Annotated in this window: 13 protein-coding genes; 6 read left to right on the top strand and 7 right to left on the bottom strand. The window is 53.0% G+C overall.

The window, feature by feature from the left end; translation table 11 throughout:
• Genes bcsB through EC840_RS18290 form a run of 4 tightly spaced genes read right to left on the bottom strand, consistent with a single transcriptional unit; the run spans position 1 to position 6240 of the window.
• On the bottom strand, positions 1 to 2511 hold the full coding sequence (bcsB, locus tag EC840_RS18305; RefSeq protein WP_129637729.1) for a cellulose biosynthesis cyclic di-GMP-binding regulatory protein BcsB: 2511 nt from the start codon (positions 2509 to 2511) through the stop codon (positions 1 to 3).
• Complete coding sequence (bcsA, locus tag EC840_RS18300) at positions 2508 to 4607, bottom strand: UDP-forming cellulose synthase catalytic subunit (RefSeq protein ID WP_112291837.1); 2100 nt, start codon at positions 4605 to 4607, stop codon at positions 2508 to 2510. Before bcsA ends, bcsB begins: the two co-directional genes overlap by 4 nt.
• 29 nt (positions 4608 to 4636) lie before the next feature.
• On the bottom strand, positions 4637 to 5440 hold the full coding sequence (gene bcsQ, locus EC840_RS18295; protein WP_112291838.1) for a cellulose biosynthesis protein BcsQ: 804 nt from the start codon (positions 5438 to 5440) through the stop codon (positions 4637 to 4639).
• Positions 5431 to 6240: a cellulose biosynthesis protein BcsO gene (locus EC840_RS18290; RefSeq protein WP_132966511.1), complete on the bottom strand. Its 810-nt coding sequence runs from the start codon at positions 6238 to 6240 to the stop codon at positions 5431 to 5433. The genes bcsQ and EC840_RS18290 overlap by 10 nt, the downstream gene beginning before the upstream one ends.
• Positions 6241 to 6299: 59 nt before the next feature.
• On the opposite strand from EC840_RS18290, the gene EC840_RS25370 reads away from it, so the two are divergent.
• From EC840_RS25370 to EC840_RS18270, 4 genes are all read left to right on the top strand, one after another.
• Positions 6300 to 6542, top strand: coding sequence for a hypothetical protein (locus EC840_RS25370; protein ID WP_113876901.1), 243 nt, complete (start codon positions 6300 to 6302; stop codon positions 6540 to 6542).
• 256 nt (positions 6543 to 6798) lie between these two features.
• The gene (hmsP, locus tag EC840_RS18280; RefSeq protein ID WP_132966509.1) at positions 6799 to 8781 is read left to right on the top strand and encodes a biofilm formation regulator HmsP; all 1983 of its coding nucleotides are present in this window, start codon (positions 6799 to 6801) and stop codon (positions 8779 to 8781) included.
• Positions 8782 to 9017: 236 nt separating this feature from the next.
• Positions 9018 to 10310, top strand: a complete 1293-nt coding sequence (locus EC840_RS18275; RefSeq protein WP_112291844.1) for a dicarboxylate/amino acid:cation symporter — start codon at positions 9018 to 9020, stop codon at positions 10308 to 10310.
• Positions 10311 to 10626: 316 nt separating this feature from the next.
• On the top strand, positions 10627 to 12126 hold the full coding sequence (locus EC840_RS18270; protein WP_132966507.1) for a pitrilysin family protein: 1500 nt from the start codon (positions 10627 to 10629) through the stop codon (positions 12124 to 12126).
• A gap of 666 nt (positions 12127 to 12792) precedes the next feature.
• Here the strand turns inward: EC840_RS18270 and EC840_RS18265 are convergent.
• Positions 12793 to 13731: a sugar kinase gene (locus EC840_RS18265; RefSeq protein WP_132966505.1), complete on the bottom strand. Its 939-nt coding sequence runs from the start codon at positions 13729 to 13731 to the stop codon at positions 12793 to 12795.
• Between the two features lie 433 nt (positions 13732 to 14164).
• Here EC840_RS18265 and pdeH point away from each other — a divergent pair, with 433 nt between their 5' ends.
• Together pdeH and EC840_RS18255 are read left to right on the top strand one after the other, a co-directional pair.
• Positions 14165 to 14941: a cyclic-guanylate-specific phosphodiesterase gene (gene pdeH / locus EC840_RS18260; protein ID WP_113876905.1), complete on the top strand. Its 777-nt coding sequence runs from the start codon at positions 14165 to 14167 to the stop codon at positions 14939 to 14941.
• Between the two features lie 212 nt (positions 14942 to 15153).
• Positions 15154 to 17208, top strand: a complete 2055-nt coding sequence (locus EC840_RS18255; protein ID WP_132966503.1) for an AsmA family protein — start codon at positions 15154 to 15156, stop codon at positions 17206 to 17208.
• A 72-nt stretch (positions 17209 to 17280) separates the two neighbouring features.
• Here the strand turns inward: EC840_RS18255 and EC840_RS18250 are convergent, their stop codons facing one another.
• Entirely contained in the window at positions 17281 to 18048 is a 768-nt protein-coding gene (locus EC840_RS18250; protein WP_132966501.1) for a CDP-diacylglycerol diphosphatase, read from the bottom strand.
• Between the two features lie 58 nt (positions 18049 to 18106).
• Positions 18107 to 19429 carry an MFS transporter gene (locus tag EC840_RS18245; protein WP_112288019.1) on the bottom strand — a complete coding sequence of 441 codons (1323 nt, stop codon included), beginning with the start codon at positions 19427 to 19429 and terminating at the stop codon, positions 18107 to 18109.
• Positions 19430 to 19694: the final 265 nt, after the last annotated feature.

The raw sequence follows: 19694 nt of genomic DNA, 5'->3' as shown, positions 1-19694 counted from the left end.
TCATTTCTGACCCAGACGTTTAGCCGCATGACGACGCAGGACGACGAACAGGCTCAGGCCAATCACCAGCGAAACCAGGGTGGCGATCAGCGACAGAATCACGATATGTGTGCTGGCGTACCAGAGCACCATCATGTACCACGGCATTTGTCCGGTCGGGAATTGCTGGCCAACGGAGAAACTGCGGATGCCATTTTCATCGGTAATGATCGCCAGATCACCGCGCACGTTGGCGTTAATTTTTGGCGATTTCAGGTCGTTATGGATTTTCAGCAACTGCTGATCGTCTGTACCGGTCGCGACCACCACCACGTGATCGTTAGACCAGCGCGAGCGGTAACTGACGAAGCCGCGCCATGCGCCGGTCGAGGACAGATACCGGTCGGCATCCACCGGCTGGCGGTACCAGTCACCGGTCAGCCAGGCCACGAGACGCTGGACTTCGGTTGGCGTTTTTACGCCCATCGCACCGGCATTGATGCTAAACGGCGAGTCAGCCAGCAACTGCTGATTGAACGGCGTATCGCCAAGCGTAGTGACGGCCAGGATATCGCGGTCAAACAGCGGGTTATTCTGTTCGTCGCCCTTCAGACCAAAGGCCACCTGAACGTGATTCACCGGCACACCGGTGGCTTTACCGGCGCGTGAGGCGAGGTTCAGCAGGGTATGGATTTCATCCGCCGTCGGTGTTTGCGGCAACAGCATCAGCGTGTCGGAGAAATCAGCGAGTTTGGAATACGGATAAGAGGCGCCGACGAAATACGACAGGTTCGGCAACTGGGCGAAGTGATAGCTTCCGCTCAGATCGATGAAGGATTTCGGGTCGATACGGCTCTTGATGTTATCGCTGGTCAGAATGCTGCACGGCGCATCTTTTTTCGGCTTGATGTCGAAATAAAATTGCAGCTGGTTATCGCCGTAAATCAGGTACGGCGCGAGCTGGATGGTGTAGCGTTCCTGACGGCTGTCACCGCCCAGACGACGCCAGAGGTTCTCGATCAGTCCGACTTTGTTCACTGTCAGGCTGCGCAGATAATTGCTGTTGATGGAGACATTCAGCCTCGAGCTGTCTTCATCAATCCAGTTTTCGGTCGGGAAGCGGTAATCAATGCGCACCGGAATATTGTGACCATCCCACATGAACAAGTCCGGCGCAGCGCGGAACGCCACCTGAATACCGTCGTGATAAATCCCGTTAGAAATCAGTGAATCCTGATCTTTACCCGCCAGTTCACCCAGCGTGACCGGCCGTGAGGTATCAATCCAGCGCGGCGCGTCATACGGTTTGCTCGCAGGAATGGTTTGCTGCGCGACATCCAGATGATCGACGCTATTCGGCATACCGCCGCTGATCAGGCGATACGCGGCCTGACGCAGTTCGTTGTCGTCATTGCCCAGCACCAGCAGCAGTTTGTAGACCGGATTAATCGGGTTATCGATGATCTGAATCGATGCGCCGTTGCTCGCCGGTAAGGTCAGCGAACCGATTTTATCCCCAGGCTTGCCGAACAGTATGCCGTTCTGATCCGGCAAATCGTTCAGGATGACCGGGAAATCGACGCTGCGATAATCGGACAACATGCCGAGATAAGAAGAGACCATCGCCGCTGCGCTGACATCTCCGGGTTTCATTGACGACGTGAAGCCCATGGTGATTTTGGACTCCTGCATTTGCAGGCCATCAAAGAACGGACGCGGGAAGTTACCCAGATTGCGGCCGATATTGAGCTGCTGACCTTCCAGATCAATGCTGGTGGTCGGCAAAATCGTGACCCAGTATTTATCCGACTGATCTTTCTCGCAGGTCATGGTGTTGCTGTCATGCACGCGGAAGCTCAGGTTATTGCTGGACACCACCATCGCAGACGGGATATCCAGATCGTAAACATCGCCGCCGTTACTGCTCTGGTTCAGCGGCAGATTACCCAGCGGCTGACCGTTGAGCATCAGCTCGAGCGTGGTATCGCGGGCAATCAGCGCCGGAGAAATTTTCAGCGCCAGCGAAAGATGCGCGTTGGTCACCACTTCGTCCGCTGGCAGGGTGAAGAGAATGCCCGACTGTAACTGGCCGCCGCTGAGCGTCAGCCCGTTTGGCTGGCCCATTTCCGCCACGGTAATATTACTGGTGACCGGCTGAACCAGCGGGATCACCGGTGCCGGCGCGGCGGCCGGATCGGTAACCGGAGCCACAGGCGCAGACAGTGAGCTGCTGTTATTCACCGGCGTGGTATCGGCCTGCGGGGCGTCAGCAGCCGGAGCAGAATCTGCAGGTGCCGCATTGCTGGCGGGCGTTGCGTTGTCTTCCGGCATCGGTGTGACCGGCGGCAGCCACGATGGCGCGGCGGGCAAACTGGTGGCAGGATCCACTGCCGGAGCTGGCGTTTCTTCCGCCTGCGTGAACGGCAGGCTGCTGAACGTCAGCAACAGGCCGGTGGTGATTTTTCTGAGCAGGGACGCCCCCGGCACAGCAGAGAAACGGCGCTTTACGGTCGGTTCAGGGAGTCGGTTCATGCTGCTTCACTCTTGCTGGCGGCGTCAGCGGGTTTATCTTTAGCACGGCGTTCTTTCCACGTGTTGTAGAACAATTCGAACACGCAACGGATGATGCTGAGCAGTGATTTGAACGGGTTATCCTGCGGGTATTCTTCCCCAATCCAGGCGTCCGCTCGGCATAACACCACGCGTACCAGTTCACGGCGTTTTGAGAGCGGCAGGTTTTCAAATTGCAGACGAATGCGCTCTTTGTTGCCGCTGACCTGGCTGACCGGGAAGCTCTCGGCGCCGGATGAAAGCTGGATTTCCACTTCTTCAATTTCTTCTTCGAGATAACGCACATCCGGCGTCACCAGTTGCACGCCACCCATCGACATATCGATCGTGGTGGTGCGCAGTGAAATCCCGTTGGCGTAATGAATAATCGCCGGGATCGCCACATCAACACGGATGGTTTTACGCACCTGACGCGTCTCTTTCGCCACTGCAATTGCCGCCAGCAGGATCAGCACGCTGAAGCTGCCCCACGCCACATTGAGCGCGATAACGCTGGGATCAATGGCAAAGTAATCGTGGAAGATGGCGCGCACTATTCCGTAACCGATACCAATAAACATCAGGATCGCGACAATCAGATGCGGCTTCACAATGTTGAAGTCAAAGAAGCCGACGTCGAGCAAACCGCCTTTGTCCGTCACGTTGAACTTGCCGCGTTTTGGCGCGAGCAGGGTCACAATCGTTGGCAGGATCAGGTGGAACGCCATGACGGTTTCATAAATTTCACCCCAGAAGGTGTAACGGAAACGGCCATTCATGCGGGAGTTGATGTACAGCGACATCACCAGGTGCGGCAGCGCATATGCGAAAATCAGGCTGGCGGATGAGGAAATGATGTTCAGATTAAACAGCAGGAACGCCAGCGGAGCGGTCAGGAAGACCACGCGCGGCAGGCCAAACTGGAAGTGCAGCATGGCGTTCAGGTAGCACAGACGTTGCTGCCATTTCAGACCACGGCCAAGCAGCGGATTATCGACGCGGAAAATCTGCGTCATGCCGCGCGCCCAGCGTGTACGCTGAATAACGTGCAGGCCGAGACGCTCTGTCGCCAGACCGGCGGCCAGCGGGATATCCAGAAACGCGGTATTCCAGCCACGACGCTGCATTTTCAGCGCGGAGTGGGCATCTTCGGTGACGGTTTCAACGGCAAAGCCGCCGACTTCTTCCAGCGCCACGCGGCGGATAACCGCACAGGAGCCGCAGAAGAACGTCGCATTCCAGTTGTCATTACCCTGCTGAACCGGACCGTAGAACAGCGCACCTTCGTTGGGCATGGTGCGTCCAGCGGAAAGGTTTCGTTCGAACGGGTCGGGCGAATAGAAATAGTGAGGCGTCTGGATCAGCGCCAGACGTGGGTCTTTCAGGAAGCTGCCGACGGTGGCCTGTAAAAATGCGCGGGTCGCCACGTGGTCGCAGTCGAACACGCAAATCAACTCGCCCTTAGTGAGTTTCATCGCATGGTTAAGGTTACCGGCTTTGGCGTGGGAGTTATCATTACGGGTGATATATCCCACGCCGGCGTCCGCTGAGAACACCGCAAATTCGTCGCGCTTACCATCATCCAGCACGTAAATTTTGATTTTATCTTTCGGATAATCGATGCACTGCGCCGCCAGAACGGTATCGCGAACCACGTCGAGGCTTTCGTTATATGAAGGAATATACACGTCGACGGTTGGCCATAAACTGATGTCATCCGGCAAAGGTTCGATGGTGCGTTTTAATGGCCAGGTGGTTTGCAGATAACCCAGCAATAAAATCAGCCAGACATACAGTTCGGCAAGGAATAAACCGATCCCTAAAATAGCTTCAATTGTGGAATTAAAATGCAGTGTTTCCGTGGCGCGCCAGTAAATATAACGCGTCGACATGATGATGGACATGATCACCATGACCACACTAATGCGGCGGCTTTTACTGATGCCGAGCAGGAATAATAGCCCGATGCTGATCAGGCCAAAAATGTACTGCTTCTGGCTGTCCATCGGCGTGATGATGATGACTGCTGCCACCGGCAGCAGCAGAAGAACAAGCAGGGAAAACAGGAATTTATTCATCGCTTTGGGGTCGCTGTTATCAGTGATAGTTAATAACTGCCAGATTTAGGCGCGGCGTGTAATTCACCATCACCGACTTTAATCCCTAAGATGGCGGCGACTTTTTTGCTGATCAGTTCAATATCAAATGCCGAAGCGGATACCGGACTAAAATCAATAATAGAGCGCTGCGAGGCATTCGCCTCTGGCACGCATTCATCCCTGTGGATTGTGCCCAATAATCTTTCATTTAAACGCTGTTCGAAAAATTGTGTGACATCGCGACTTAATGTACGACGGGTGTCACTTTGATTGACGACGTAATATTCACCCTTCTTATTATTAAGCGGGGTGCCAATTAATTTATTCTTTTCCATTAACGGCAATAAAGATAATGACGCGGTATCGGCAAGCATGACCACAATATGTAAATCCGCAATAGCCTGAACCGCTTTTAATGCCGGACTTGGACCCGGAGGGAAATCAGCAATAATAATTAAACCCGGATAATTCAGGACGGTATTTAATCCGCGCTGTAAAAAATGCGGATCGGTGGCCAGCTGGTGCTCAAATTCAAGACGCTGGTCTTCGTTGACTTCGCCATAAGGTAATACAAACGTATTTGAACCCGCCTTGAGAATAAACTGGCTCCAGTCGGATTCGTTACCCGAACCTGCCACAAAGCCGCGGGTATCGGAAATAGGCACACCGAAATGAAGGCGAAGGGCGTTCTGTACATCAAAATCAATAACCAGCACTTTGCTGCCACTGCGGGCGAGCGAATAGGCCAGGTTGGAGGCCACCGTGGTTTTTCCTACCCCACCTTTCGGTGAACAAACGCAAACTAACGGCATGAGGCAATCATCTCTAACAAGGGTTGAAGCGGGGTGTCGCGATGTAAATAAGCGCTGGCAGGCTGCGGAGCCCGCTGTTTAAACATCTGTTTAAAGCGCTGGTTAGCATCAGATGACGCCGGGGACGCGGACGCCACTGGCGCTGTGCTGCGCACAGGCGCAGGGCTGTAAGCGGGCGCTGAAGGTTGTACCGGCGGCTGGTGATACACCGTCGCTGCGGGTTGTTGTACTGGCTGAAGCCCCTGAACCTGCGCGGGTTGAACCGGATTAGGTGCAGGTTGTTTTGGCGCTTCAGGCATGGCTTTACGCAGCGAATCAAGTAAACCCGATCCGCTGTCAGGAATAACAGACTGTGCGTGCAATGTCGGTGCCGGGTGAACAGGCTGATGCTGTGCGGGCTGAACCGGTGCTGGCGCGGGTGCAGCAGCAGGAGGCAGCGTTTCACGCAGCGCATCCAGCAAGCCAAATCCGGCAGCCGGAGGAGCCACTTCAGAAGACATTGGCGCGTGTGCCACGGAGGGTTGCGTTATCTGGCGGTTATCCTGGTGTTCATTCACAGGCCGGGCAGCAGACAGGGAAAATTCATCCGCAGAAATAGACTGAGGGGTGGGTTGCGTCGAACGGCCATTATCGAGAGGACCGGCAGGATCTTCGCTGGCGGAAACTTGTTTAATCAACGTCCACTGATTCATTGAACCGGTAATGGATTCACCCGTTGATTTTTCATTAAGCTCTTTATAATCAAGCTTTTCCAACTTCGTCTTATCCATAAAACGTTTAATATCGTCATATTTATTCATAAATCCCGCCCGGTAGGATTATATATATCGGTGTTTTCTGGACGTCAAAACGACCCTGAATGGCCGTTAACAAAGAGTGTGAAAAGTTTAATTTTTTTAAAGTTTTTAGTGGGAATAAGACTCGTCTTAATATATCAGTTCTTTTACAGGATAGAGCAGTTTTTACAAAAAATAGGAATTTCCCGCATAAAAACGAGGGTGATGTAACTGGCTGTCGCAAAAAGGTTTTTGATGTTATTTTACTGCTTGTTTGTCTTAAGGTAGCTGAAAAGTTTGTCTTTATTGTGATGTATAGCGCATAAACTTCATCAGTGGTGCTGAACCTGGTATGTTCTGGCTGTGGTGATATCCGGTTATGCTTCGTAATGTATGTTTTTCGTAAGTTAATTATCTTAACGGATAGTTAGTTTAGAAGTATTTTGGCAAACATGTTGTTTTTTATAGCCAAAATATTGACTCAGACCTCTTAAAAACGCGTTATAAGGTATACTGCGCAGAAGTACCGTTCCTGTTAAGGTGAGCGGGTCAAAACGTGTCTGCGGTTAATGGAGAATAAAGTTGCGGGTCAGGCGTTCATTAACGATCAAACAGATGGCGGCGGTTTCAGGCATTGCTGCATTCACTATCTGTATCTTTATCGTCATCCAGCTGTTTCACTTTGTACAGCAGCGGAGGGATGATTACGCCCAGCAACTTGAAAATATTGCGCATTCTGTCCGTGAGCCCCTGTCGCAGGCCGTACTTGATGTCGATCTGTCAGAAACGCAGGACATCCTTAACACGCTGCAACCGGTGGGTATTCTGAGCCGTGCCGATGTGGTGATGCCCAACCAAATTGCGGCGCTGCATACGCATTTCCCGCCTGGCCGCCCGGTGCCGCAATGGGTTATCCGCGGTTTTAATTTACCGGTGACCATTTCAGTTCCTCTCTATTCTGCTGCTGCCAGCCCAAAATCGCCCAAGCCGCTGGCATTTCTGGTGCTTCAGGCTGATTCCTACCGTATGTATCAGTTCATTATCAGTGCGCTGTCGACCATGCTGACCACTTATCTGCTGCTGGCACTGATCCTGACGATTTCCGTGAGCTGGATTGTCAACCGCCTGATCGTTAAACCGCTACGCACGATTGCCCGTGAGCTGGAATCCCTGCCGGAAAGCGAAGTGCCTTATCATCAGCTGACGCTGCCGCAACGTCATGAAGACGACGAAATCGGCATGCTGGTGCGCAGCTACAACCGCAATCAGCAACAACGGGAAAAGTTACCGCAAAAGAGTGATGACGTGTCGCTGTGTTCCGGAAGCAGCCTGAATAATGAAGAACAATTCATTCAGCGCCTGGAACAGCGGCTCAGTTCAGCGGAGCCTGAGAAAGGTTTCCACCTGCTGCTGATCGGTATCGAAAGTCTGCGTGATGACGGCCATGTCGATTGCCCGCTGATATCTTCCATTATGGATGTGCTGCCGGAAAACTGTCTGATGGCGCGTCTGAGTTACAACGAATTTGCCCTGCTGGCGGGAGACATTGCGCGTCCCTTTATGGCGATGCGTCTGGCACGACAAATCATGGAGCGCATCAATGCGCCACAGGAAAGTGATGCCGGCAATATGTCGCTGCATCCGACGGGCAGTATCGGTATCGTCCAGCACACAGGCGAATTCCCGGTGACGGCGCAGCAGATGATGTCTAACGCGCGTGCCGCCAGACTGTCCGCTTATCAGCAAGGTAAGAATCAGATCCTGTTCTTTGAGCCTGAGCTGACCGAGAAGATTCAGAAACGTTTATTGCAGGAAAACGATATTCTGCACGCCATGGAGCAAAGCGATTTCACGCTGTTTATCCAGCCGCAGATGAATATGAAAACCGGCGCAGTGGTTGGCGCGGAAGCCTTGCTGCGGCGTAAAATGCCCGACGGCAGTTACGGGCTGGAAAGTGATTTCATCGTGCTGGCCGAAGAAATTGGTGTGATGAGCCTGTTGGGTTACAAGATTCTCGAACTCGGTTGCCAGATCCTGGCGGACTGGCAGCAGCGCGGCATTACATTGCCCTTGTCGGTCAACCTTTCCGGCGTGCAGGTGCAGCAGCGTAATTTCCTGCCGGAACTGCGCAGCCTGCTGAGCCGTTATAAAATCAATCCGGGACAACTGGTTCTGGAAATTACAGAAACGGCGCGGATTGAAGATTTAGATCGCGCGCTGTTGCTGCTGAGTGAATTACGCGCAGCAGGCGTATCGATTGAACTGGATGATTTTGGCCTGGGCTATTCAGGTCTTGAATATCTCAACCGCCTGCGTTCGCTGCCGATAGATGTCATCAAAATCGACCGCAGCTTTGTCAGCGTGTTGCCCGGGGACGAAGTGATGGTGAACATTGTGGCGTCCATTGCACGTGCAATGAATATCCAGCTGGTCGCTGAAGGGGTCGAAACCGAGGAGCAGCGTTTGTGGCTGCTGAACAAAAATATTCACCTCGGGCAGGGGTATTTATTCTCCCCGCCGCTTTCCAAAAAAGAATTTGAGCGCAAATTCTGCCAGCCTTCCTGAACGCTCTGAATGGCAGGAAACCCCTTCCTGCCGGCACTTTTTCTGACTCTCTTTGATTTCTTTACTTACTTAAATCTGAGCTGAATGGTTTCCGCTCTGGTTTTTCATGAGTCGTCATTGCGCAGAGAAACGAAATATTTCCATCATGTTGTGTTGATGTTACTTCAATGCACTCGCCTCATTATCTTTGACCTTAAAAAACCAAGGGCGATGCACTCACTTCAGGATGGGTATTCATGAAAAAATCACTCTTCAAGAGTCTGTATTTTCAGGTTCTTTTAGCAATTACTGTGGGCGTGCTGCTGGGGCATTTCTATCCGGACATCGGCGCGCAAATGAAACCGTTAGGTGATGGTTTTGTTAAGTTAATCAAGATGATCATCGCGCCTGTTATCTTCTGTACCGTCGTCACCGGCATCGCAGGCATGGAAAGCATGAAAGCGGTGGGGCGCACCGGCGCCATCGCGCTGCTCTATTTTGAAATCGTGAGTACTCTGGCACTGATTATCGGGCTGGTGATCGTCAACATCGTGCAACCGGGTGCCGGGATGAACGTCGATCCGGCAGCGCTGGACGCCAAAGCCGTCGCGGTTTACGCCGAGCAGGCACAAAGTCAGGGCATCATTCCTTTCCTGCTCGATGTGATCCCATCAAGCGTGATTGGTGCGTTCGCCAGCGGTAACATTCTGCAGGTGCTGCTGTTTGCGGTGCTGTTTGGATTTGCGCTGCATCGCATGGGTCACAAAGGTCAGCTGATTTTCAATGTGATTGAAAGCTTCTCAGGGGTCATTTTCGGCATCATCAACATGATCATGCGCCTGGCACCTTTGGGTGCTTTCGGGGCGATGGCGTTCACTATCGGTAAATACGGCGTCGGTTCTCTGGTCCAGCTCGGTCAGCTGATCCTGTGCTTCTACCTGACCTGTATTCTGTTCGTGGTGGTGGTGCTCGGGCTTATCGCGCGCTTCACCGGTTTCAGCATCTTCAAATTTGTGAATTACATTAAAGAAGAATTGCTGATCGTTCTCGGCACCTCGTCCTCTGAATCCGCACTTCCGCGTATGCTGGATAAAATGGAGCGTCTGGGCTGCAAAAAATCCGTGGTCGGCCTGGTTATCCCGACGGGTTATTCCTTCAATCTGGACGGCACCTCGATTTATCTGACCATGGCGGCGGTCTTTATCGCTCAGGCCACCAATACCCATATGGATATCTGGCATCAGATCACCCTGATTGTGGTACTGCTGTTGTCTTCAAAAGGCGCGGCGGGCGTGACCGGCAGTGGCTTCATCGTACTGGCGGCAACATTGTCGGCGGTAGGGCACTTACCGGTGGCAGGGCTGGCGCTGATTCTGGGCATTGACCGCTTTATGTCTGAAGCGCGTGCGCTTACCAATCTGGTGGGTAACGGCGTGGCGACTATCGTGGTGGCAAAATGGTGTGATCAGCTCGATGAAGGGCAGCTGAAAGCGACGTTGAATGGCCAGAAAGGCCTGACAGAGGCCGAGAAGTCCGCTTCAGGTTTCTAAATAATGGCCTGATGATGGATGAAAATAGCGTTAAACGTTTCTAAAAACGCATTTATTTAGCCTCATATCCCCTAATATCCACCGGTTGCTTGATGTAACCGGTGGATTATCTTCATAATATGTCCCCAGAACGCCACCTCCGGCTATTATTCCCAGAATATTTTTGACGGCTGCGCGACTTTGCAGGAAAAGCGCGGTCTAACGAAGGATTGTATTTTTCGTCCTTAAACTTACGCATTCAGTTCCTGTGGGCGAGTCAACTGACACCGGCAGGACAGCAAATTTAAAATTAGATTGTCATTACGTAGGGGTTCACATGCAGGGCACCAAAATCCGTTTACTCATTGGTGGATTGTTGCTGGCAGCAGCCGCAAGTCATGTGCAAGCTGAAGCATTACAACCTGATCCGGCCTGGCAGCAGGGGAAGCTGGACAATGGATTTACCTGGCAGTTGCTGACGACGCCGCAACGCCCGAGCGATCGTATCGAATTACGCCTGGTGGTTCGCACCGGCTCGCTGGCAGAATCTGCCCAGCAATCGGGCTATGCCCATTTCCTTCCGCGTCTGGCACTGATGCACAGCGAAGGATTCAGCACGTCTCAGTTACAATCTTTATGGCAGCAAGGTATCAATCCGCAGCGCCCGATGCCGCCGGCTGTCAGTTCTTATGACTTCACCATGTATAACCTGAGCCTGCCAAATAACCGTCCTGATCTGATGAAGGATGCGCTGAACTGGCTGGCGAATACCGCCGGTAAAATCTCCGTGACGCCTGAGCTGGTGAGTGCCGCGCGTCAGGAATCTCAGGATCCGGTGGGCTCTTTACCGCAAAATACGCAGGATGCCTGGTGGCGTGCGCGTATGGCCGGTTCGACCCTGGTTGGGCACAGTCCCGATCAGTTGCCGACAAAACCTATCAATATCGAAGCCTTAAGCAAGTTTTATCATCAGTGGTATACCCCTGATGCGATGACGCTGTTTGTGGTTGGGAATGTGGATAGTCGTGGTCTTAGCGAACAAATCAACCGGACTTTCTCTGTTCTGAAAGGCAGCCGTCAGACCCCACAAACCTTGCCGACGCTCTCTGAAGTCACGACCAAATCGATGAGCGTGATGGATGAAAATCTGACTCAGGATCGTCTGTCATTAATGTGGGACAACGCCTGGCAGCCGATTCAGGATTCACAGGCGCTTTCCGCGTACTGGCGCAGTGATTTAGCCCGTGAGGCGCTGTTCTGGCATTTGCAGGAAGCCCTGAAAACTGCTTTCGAAAATAAGAAAGATGCCACCACACCGGGCCCGTCACTGGGCTTTGACTGCAATGTGCAGTATCAGCGCGCCCAGTGTGCTATCCGTATCGACGCCCCACAGGCGAAGCTTGCCGAGCTGTTTAAGCGTTTGTCCGAAGAGTTGCTGGTGGTGCGTGATAAAGGCATTTCGCAGTCTGAATTTGATGCGCTGATTGCGCAAAAGAACGATCAGCTGAGCAAGCTTTTCGCCACCTACGCCCGTACCGACACCGATGTGCTGATGAGCCAGCGTTTGCGTTCGCAGCAGAACGGCGTCGTGGATATCGCACCGGAACAGTACCAGCAATTGCGTCAGCAGTTCCTTACCACGCTGACGTTGCCGGTGCTGAATCAGGAGCTGAAACAGCAGCTTTCCCGCGAACCCGCGATGCTGATTGCACAACCGAAAGGCGAGTCTGAACTGAATGCAGGTGAACTGCGGGCGGTGTATGACAAAGTGATGGCACCGGTGGAGAGCGCTCCGGCAGCGGGTGATGTGCCGGCGGCATCGGCTTCATCTCAATAAGGGAGAGTCCCTTATTTATTCCCGGTTGGGAAGGGTGAAAAATTTCGGTTTCTTAATTGCATCGGGGCTGTCAAAACTGACCGTGTGTATTTCGGTTTCTTAATTGCAGGGATCACTTAACTCGCTGCGCCGAAACCGCCCAAGAGAGGGAAGTGCTTTCCCTCTCTTGGATCTCTCCCCGCTTTTACAACCAGCGCTACCGCTCGCTGGCTATGTTTCAGCAACCGCAATGACAGGCTGGAAATCTTGCCGCTTTGCGGTTCCTTCTCTCGGTCTTCGAGCCATAGGTCTCGAAGCCGCTCCGTTCAGCAAGATTTCTGAATCGCCCGCAAGATCTTAAATTCAACATCAAACTGATGTTTATCTTTTAGAAAAGTGGATTGGCGTGCTCAAAAATGGCACCGAATGAACGGTTCGAGACCTATGGCTCGACACCTGACATTCGGGAATCGCGCAGCGATGACATTTTGTGCCACTCACTTAAGTGACAGAACATGTCCGTCTTGCCTGCGGTAGCGCGCAGTAAAAAGACGTGGGAGATCCAAGAGGGGCCCGTCATGGCCCCTTTTGGGCGGTTTCGGCGCGGTGAGTTAAGTGAGCGCAGCACTTAGGAAACCGAAACTTTCACCGTCTTACGACCCAGCCTTCACTGAAAGTGAAAAACCGTTATACCCGCTCCGGCATAAACTCCATCGGGATGATCGCCCCGCGATGCTGAATCACGGTGCTCGCTGTCTCATGCCCGCGCACTGCCGCTTCCACCGCGCTTCCGCCGGTGAGCCTTACTGCTAAATACCCGGCGCTGAAGGAATCCCCTGCGGCGGTTGTATCGATCACTTTCTCTTTCGGCAATTTCACCGCAGGCACATCGTGCTGCTCGCCTTCGGCGCTGGACACGATGCAGCTGTCGGCTCCGCGTTTCACCACCACTTCGCTGACGCCCAGCGCGTGGGTGCGTGCGATCACTTCCTCATACGGCTTCTGACCCCACAACATGTCTTCATCGTCGAGCGTCAGGAAAGCGATGTCTGTGCAGGAAAGCATTGCGTTATACGCGGCCTGCGTCTGTTCTTTGCTGGCCCACAGGCGAGGACGATAGTTGTTGTCGAAAATGACTTTGCCACCGCGTGAACGGCAGGCTTTCAGCAGGGTCATCAGACGGTCACGGCTTTCATCGTTAAGGATCGCCAAACTGATGCCGCTCAGGTACAGATAATCGAATTCTGCCAGCTTCTGACAAATCTCTTCGGATTGCGGGCTGTCGAGCCAGTAGCGCGCGGCGGCATCATTGCGCCAGTAGTAAAAGGTGCGCTCACCGGTGTCGTCGGTTTCAATCACATACAGGCCAGGCAGTTTGTTTTCCAGACGCTGAGTCAGATCTGTGTTCACGCCTTCCTGCTGCCACGCCTGCAACATCTCATTGCTGAAACTGTCGGTGCCGAGCGCGGTAACGTAATGGACGTTCAGCGCTTCAGGGGAAACCTGACGGGAAATATAAACAGACGTGTTCAGCGTGTCACCACCAAAACCCCGGTGGAGGGCATCGCCTTTCTGAGATAATTCGATCATGCATTCGCCGATTACGGCAATGTTTTTGCGGGTCATTGTACCTGGCCTATGTCTGAAGCATTAAAACGAAAGGAAAGAAAAGATCGTCATTATTGCGCTCTAGTCTCTTCATAAGAATGCGGTCAGTCAAATAAATTAAAACGAGGTTTTATTTTTTTATGCGGCAGGCGAAAAAACGAAATGTTTCATTCATCCCAATGCAGAGCCTGCTGTAAGGAACTTCCAGCCCGGTTTTCGGGTTTTTTATGCGCAAATCATGCAGAGAAATGCGGAGTGATTAAAGTTTCCCCGCGCTACGCCGATAGATAACTCTACTAATGAAAGCCAGGAAACCGGGCTACTTTGCCGCCATGAAACGACGTGCTTCGCTGAAGTCCGGTCTGTTCATATGGACGCCATTGTCGTCACGCAACACATGTTGCCGCATGTCCCCTGATGATCTGATTCTTATTCATGACGGCAGAAAAATATGATAACTAAGATGATGTTAGGGCTGATTACGCCTTCTTTTACCGCGATTGAACGCGTAAAAGCACAGTCTTACTGGCGTCAGTGTCAGAGAGTGTACCGTTTTCAGCCTATTTATCGCACGACAGGAAAGCTGTTGGGGATTGAATTACTGACCGGGGTTTTCCACCCGGCGGATCCGCACAAATTCATTTCACCTGAAGAATATTTTGTTGCGATAGCCGTGGGCAAACGTCTGCAAATCGTGCAGGAGCAACTCGACCTGTTACAGCGCTGGCAAAGTTTGTTCATCGACCATGAATTACTGGCTTCTATCAACGTCGATGGTCAGGTGCTGGAAATGCTGCAATCTGACACCGCGCTGCGCGCGCAAATCAGCGCGATGCCTTACGTACGTTTTGAACTGGTCGAAAGCGCTGAACATGCACTGAGTATTCCGTTGTCGCAAATCGAGCAATCTGACCGTTTATGGCTCGACGATTTTGGTCAGGGGATCGCAAACTTTTCTTCTTTCACCACCTGGCATTACGAATACATCAAAATCGCCCGCGATTTGTTTATTCTTTTGGGACAGAGCGAAGAAGGCTCGCGCCTGTTTTATACGCTGGTGACGCTGATGAACCGCTACAGCAAAGGCGTGATCATTGAAGGGGTCGAAACAGCCTCGGAATGGGCGATGGTGTGTAATTCCGATGCGCTCGCCGCTCAGGGCTATTATCTGGCGCGTCCTGCGACGTTCGACAATCTTGATAACCTGCCAATACATTTCAAAGGATAATGGATCACACCTTACCCGCTGAGGCGAAGTCTCAAATTGCCCGGTGCGTAGAGGTGGTGTGATTCATTGTTATTCTGTTGATTTAAATGCTTTTACAGTCACATCTCCTGCCTCGTTTTTCTTCTTTTTCACACGCCGGTTCCGGCAAATTGCGACAAATTCAACTATGGTTAAACACTGGGATTCGTTAACTGTCTGAAAGGAACAGCTTTATGACGCGCACAGGTAAAGTGATCTCCTGGGTTGTGGGCATCATTGTGATTCTGTTGATCGCTGTCGTGATTTTCATCGCGACCTTCGACTGGAACCGCCTCAAACCTACCATTAATCAAAAGGTCAGCGCTGAACTGAACCGTACTTTTGCCATTCGCGGCAATTTAGGGGTGGACTGGTCGCGGCAGAAAGATGAGGCGGGCTGGCGTGCGTGGGTTCCGTGGCCGCATATTCATGCTGAAGATATCGTGCTCGGTAACCCTTCTGATGTGCAAACTGGCGAAAAAGACGCGCAGATGGTGAAACTCGCCCGCGTGGACGCCAGTATTGCGCCACTCGCGCTGCTGCATAAAGAAGTCCTTATTCCGCGTATCTGGCTGAAACAGCCGGATGCGTCGCTGGTACGTCTCGATAATGGCAAAAATAACTGGACGTTTAATCTTGCCAACAGCGACACCAAAGACCCGGCTCAGCCGCCTTCCGCCTGGTCATTTACCCTCAATGACATCGTGTTTGACCGCGGACAAATCGATTACAAAGACGCGAAAATGAAAGCCGATTTCCGCGCCATTATTGATCCGCTGGGCAAACCGCTGCCGTTTACCGAAGTGGTCGGCGATAAAAAAGACGCGTCGACATCTAAAACTCCGCCGTACGTTTTCGGCTGGAAAGTTGACGGTAAATACAACGGTGAATCGCTCTCTGGTAGCGGTAAAATCGGCGGCATGCTGGCGCTGAAAGACCCCGATGCGCTGTTCCCGTTACAGGCCGATGTACGTTCAGGCAACACGCGGGTAGCGGTGGCCGGGACCTTGCAGGATGCGATGAACCTCGGCGGTCTGGATTTACGCCTGAAATTCTCCGGCCAGACGCTGTCTGATTTGTACGGTCTGACCGGCGTGTTGTTGCCGCAAACGCCACCTTATTCCACTGACGGACATTTATCGGCGACGTTGCATGGCAAAAACGGTGCGATTTACCGTTATCAGAACTTTAATGGTGAAATTGGCGACAGCGACATTCACGGTTCCCTGACCTATCAGGCCAGCAAACCACGGCCAAAACTGACCGGCGATGTAGTGTCTAAACAACTGCGCTTTGCCGATCTGGCGCCGCTGATTGGTGCGGATTCCAACAAAGATAAAGCCAAACGTGGGGAAACCACCCGCCAGCCTGCCGATAAAGTGCTGCCGGTGGAGAAATTTGATACCAAGAGCTGGCGCGTCATGGATGCCGATGTGAAGTTCAGCGCCAAACGCATCGAGCATGGCAAATCTCTGCCGCTGAGTGATTTGAGCACGCATCTGAAACTGACGGACGGTGAAATCCTGCTGGATCCGCTGCGCTTCGGCGTCGCGGGCGGGAACCTGAATTCCACTATCCGGCTTGAAGGGGACAAATCGCCAATGCAGGCGCGTGCAGATATTCATGCCCGTAAGCTGAAACTGAAACAGCTGCTGCCAAGCGTGCAGTCGATGGAGCGCAGCCTGGGTGACCTGAACGGTGATGCCACGCTGACCGGTACCGGCAATTCGGTCGCGGCGCTTCTGGGCACCAGCAACGGTGACATGAAAATCCTCATCAACGACGGCGTGATCAGCCGGGGTCTGATGGAACTGGCTGGGCTGAATGTCGGTAACTACGTGGTCAGCAAACTGTTTGGCGATGACGAAGTGGCCATCAACTGTGCGGCCGCCAACGTCAACGTGAAGAACGGGCTGGTGACGCCACGGCTGTTTGTGTTTGATACCGAGAACGCGGTCATCAACATCACCGGTAACACCAATATGGCGACCGAGCGTCTGGACTTGTCGATCAACCCGGAAAGTAAGGGCGTGCGTATCCTGACCTTACGTTCACCGTTGTATGTTCGCGGTACCTACAAAAATCCGGATGCCGGCGTGAAACCGGGTCCGCTGATTGCCCGTGGTGCCGCCGCCGTCGCGCTCGGTGCAGTGGTGGCTCCCGCCGCGGCATTACTCGCCCTGATTTCTCCAAGCGATAATGAAGAAAATCAGTGCGGCCCGATATTGCAGCAGATGAAAGAGAAGTAATCGTGTTGGATTGACTCCTCCCCCTCGTGAAAAGGGGAAGGAGTTAACCATGCGCGCCTTCCGGCATCTGCATCACTGAGGCACCGGATCCAGTACCGCACATTTGTGGTCCTGGATCTCCTCGGTCGAGGCGTTATTGAGTTTCAGTAAGTCACGCTCGCTGGCGAGCAGCAGGAAATCGCCGCCCGGCAGGCTGACCATTGCCATGCCGAAATGCCCCATCTTTTTATCCGCTTCCGGCACGCCTTCGGCCAGGAGCCGGAAAGCGCCTTTTTCATTCAGCTCAGCCTGTGTCACTTTACGTGCCAGATAGGTATGTCCGAGCAGTTTATCCGGCAGCGCCTGCCAGTTATATCCCATCTGCGCGCCATCTTTGCTCAGCGTGGTTTTCACCTGCGGCAGAAGGCAGGAAATGTGGATATGCAGCTGGTTCTGCGAGCGGCCATATTGCGAGTTAATCGCCAGAGAGACATTGCTGTCATCGATCGGTTTACCGTACTTATCCGCCATAAAATGCCGCGCATTCCATGCCTGACTGAAAAAGTTCGGCGTTGCCGGTTCCAGTAAAGCCGGGCTTTCCATACCGGTGATCCGCGCGGTGGGCATCAGCAGATATTGCAGCGGGCCATTCAGATCTTTCAGCACCACAAATCCTTGCGGTTCATCGACCTGTGCGCAGGGCTCAGGTTTGCCTGTGCTTTGGTGATTCGGCAGGCATTTCTTACTGATGATGTTCCACAGGGCGTTGGGATTGGAGGTATGAGGCCAGAAATACCAAAAGGCCGCAGCAATAACGATAAGCAGGATCAGAACAGGCAGGATAAAACGTCGTAAGCGCATAAGGAACCTTCGCTGAAGGCACCGTGCCGGGCGCATACCGGGCACGGTGTCGGGTCAGTTACAGTGACTGATGGGCGGTTTCTTTGGACAACAGCAGCGCGATCAGTGTCAGCGTTGCCATCGAGGCCAGATACACGCCCACGTAGAACAACCCGTAATGAGTTGCCAGCCAGGTGGCGATATACGGCGCGACGGACGCGCCCAGTATCGAAGACACATTATAGGAGAAGGATGCGCCGGTATAACGAACTTCTGTCGGGAAAAGTTCCGGCAGCAGTGCGCCCATCGGACCGAAGGTCAGTCCCATCACCATAAAGCCGCACAGCAGGAATACCATCACCAGCGCCTGTGAACCGGCACCCAGAATGGTCGGGAAGCACAGGGCAAAGACGATCATCAGCAGCGTAATGCAAATCATGGTTTTGCGACGGCCAAACTTATCCGCCAGCTGACCGGCGACCGGCACCATCACGCCAAAACCGATCACGCCAATCATTAGCATCAGCAGAAATTCATTGCGCGGAATGCCCAGTCCGACTGGCTTTGCCGCCGTGCCGTAACCCAGTGAATATACGGTCATGATGTAGAACAGCGTGTAAGTCGCGACCATGATGAACGTGCCGAGCAGCGTCGCTTTTTTGTATTTGGTGAACAGCGTACCGATGGGCACTTTCACCTGTTTACCGGCTTTAGCGATTTTGGCGAACACCGGCGTTTCGTGCAGGGAAACACGCACGTACAGACCGACAATCACCAGCACCGCAGACAGCAGGAATGGCACACGCCAGCCCCAGGAAATGAACTGTTCATCGGTCAGCAGCCACGACAGCAGCAGGAACATGCCGTTGGCAAAGAAGAAGCCGATCGGCGCGCCGAGCTGCGGGAAAGAACCGTACAGGGCACGTTTCTTCGCCGGTGCATTCTCGGTGGCCAGCAGCGCCGCGCCGCCCCATTCACCGCCCAGTCCCAGACCCTGACCAAAGCGCGCCAGCGCCAGCAGTAATGGTGCGAAGACGCCAATCGTCGCGTAGGTCGGCAGCAGGCCAATCACCACGGTAGACACGCCCATGGTCAGCAAAGATGCCACAAGGGTGACTTTACGCCCGACGCGGTCGCCGAAGTGACCGAACAGTGCCGAGCCAATCGGACGTGCAATAAAGGCGATGGCGAAGGTGGCGAGCGACTGAAGTGTGGCCGCTGTCGGATCACCCTGCGGGAAGAAAATATGCGGGAATACAATTACCGCGGCAGTGGCGTAGATATAAAAGTCGAAGAATTCAATGGCCGTACCGATTAGCGATGCCACGATAACTTTGCCGCGGGAGTTCTGACTCACCAGGTTGGCGTCAGCTTCTAATTCTGGAGTGATAGTGGCTTGCATAAGTGTTTCTTATTTGTAATGAGTGGGAGGGATCTAATGTAAATAAATGTATATCGAAAAGGCATCTTATGCAGAGCAGGGCGGTATTTCAACGCAGCGGAGGCGCTGAAAAAAGGCATTTAAAGCCGGATCGGGGGAATGTTTTATCAGGGCGAGATTTCGCCAATCATAAGTTTGGCGAATGGTTAAAAGGCAGAGTAACTGACTGCAAAACCGCGAAATAAAAGTACGGGCCTCAGTCAGTTATTCTGGTTTTCAGCTCAGT

Source organism: Rahnella sp. JUb53 (assembly GCF_004346065.1).
Taxonomy (GTDB): domain Bacteria; phylum Pseudomonadota; class Gammaproteobacteria; order Enterobacterales; family Enterobacteriaceae; genus Rahnella; species Rahnella variigena.
Note: the sequence above shows the minus strand (reverse complement) of the source record. Positions and strands in the feature narration are given on the sequence as shown.

Bases quoted from the DNA above. Each gene is read 5' to 3' on its own strand.
- bcsB (WP_129637729.1), bottom strand. From the start codon at position 2,511: ATGAACCGACTCCCTGAACCGACCGTAAAGCGCCGTTTCTCTGCTGTG.
- bcsA (WP_112291837.1), bottom strand. From the start codon at position 4,607: ATGAATAAATTCCTGTTTTCCCTGCTTGTTCTTCTGCTGCTGCCGGTG.
- bcsQ (WP_112291838.1), bottom strand. From the start codon at position 5,440: ATGCCGTTAGTTTGCGTTTGTTCACCGAAAGGTGGGGTAGGAAAAACC.
- EC840_RS18290 (WP_132966511.1), bottom strand. From the start codon at position 6,240: ATGAATAAATATGACGATATTAAACGTTTTATGGATAAGACGAAGTTG.
- EC840_RS25370 (WP_113876901.1), top strand. From the start codon at position 6,300: ATGGCCGTTAACAAAGAGTGTGAAAAGTTTAATTTTTTTAAAGTTTTT.
- EC840_RS18275 (WP_112291844.1), top strand. From the start codon at position 9,018: ATGAAAAAATCACTCTTCAAGAGTCTGTATTTTCAGGTTCTTTTAGCA.
- EC840_RS18270 (WP_132966507.1), top strand. From the start codon at position 10,627: ATGCAGGGCACCAAAATCCGTTTACTCATTGGTGGATTGTTGCTGGCA.
- EC840_RS18265 (WP_132966505.1), bottom strand. From the start codon at position 13,731: ATGACCCGCAAAAACATTGCCGTAATCGGCGAATGCATGATCGAATTA.
- pdeH (WP_113876905.1), top strand. From the start codon at position 14,165: ATGATAACTAAGATGATGTTAGGGCTGATTACGCCTTCTTTTACCGCG.
- EC840_RS18255 (WP_132966503.1), top strand. From the start codon at position 15,154: ATGACGCGCACAGGTAAAGTGATCTCCTGGGTTGTGGGCATCATTGTG.
- EC840_RS18250 (WP_132966501.1), bottom strand. From the start codon at position 18,048: ATGCGCTTACGACGTTTTATCCTGCCTGTTCTGATCCTGCTTATCGTT.
- EC840_RS18245 (WP_112288019.1), bottom strand. From the start codon at position 19,429: ATGCAAGCCACTATCACTCCAGAATTAGAAGCTGACGCCAACCTGGTG.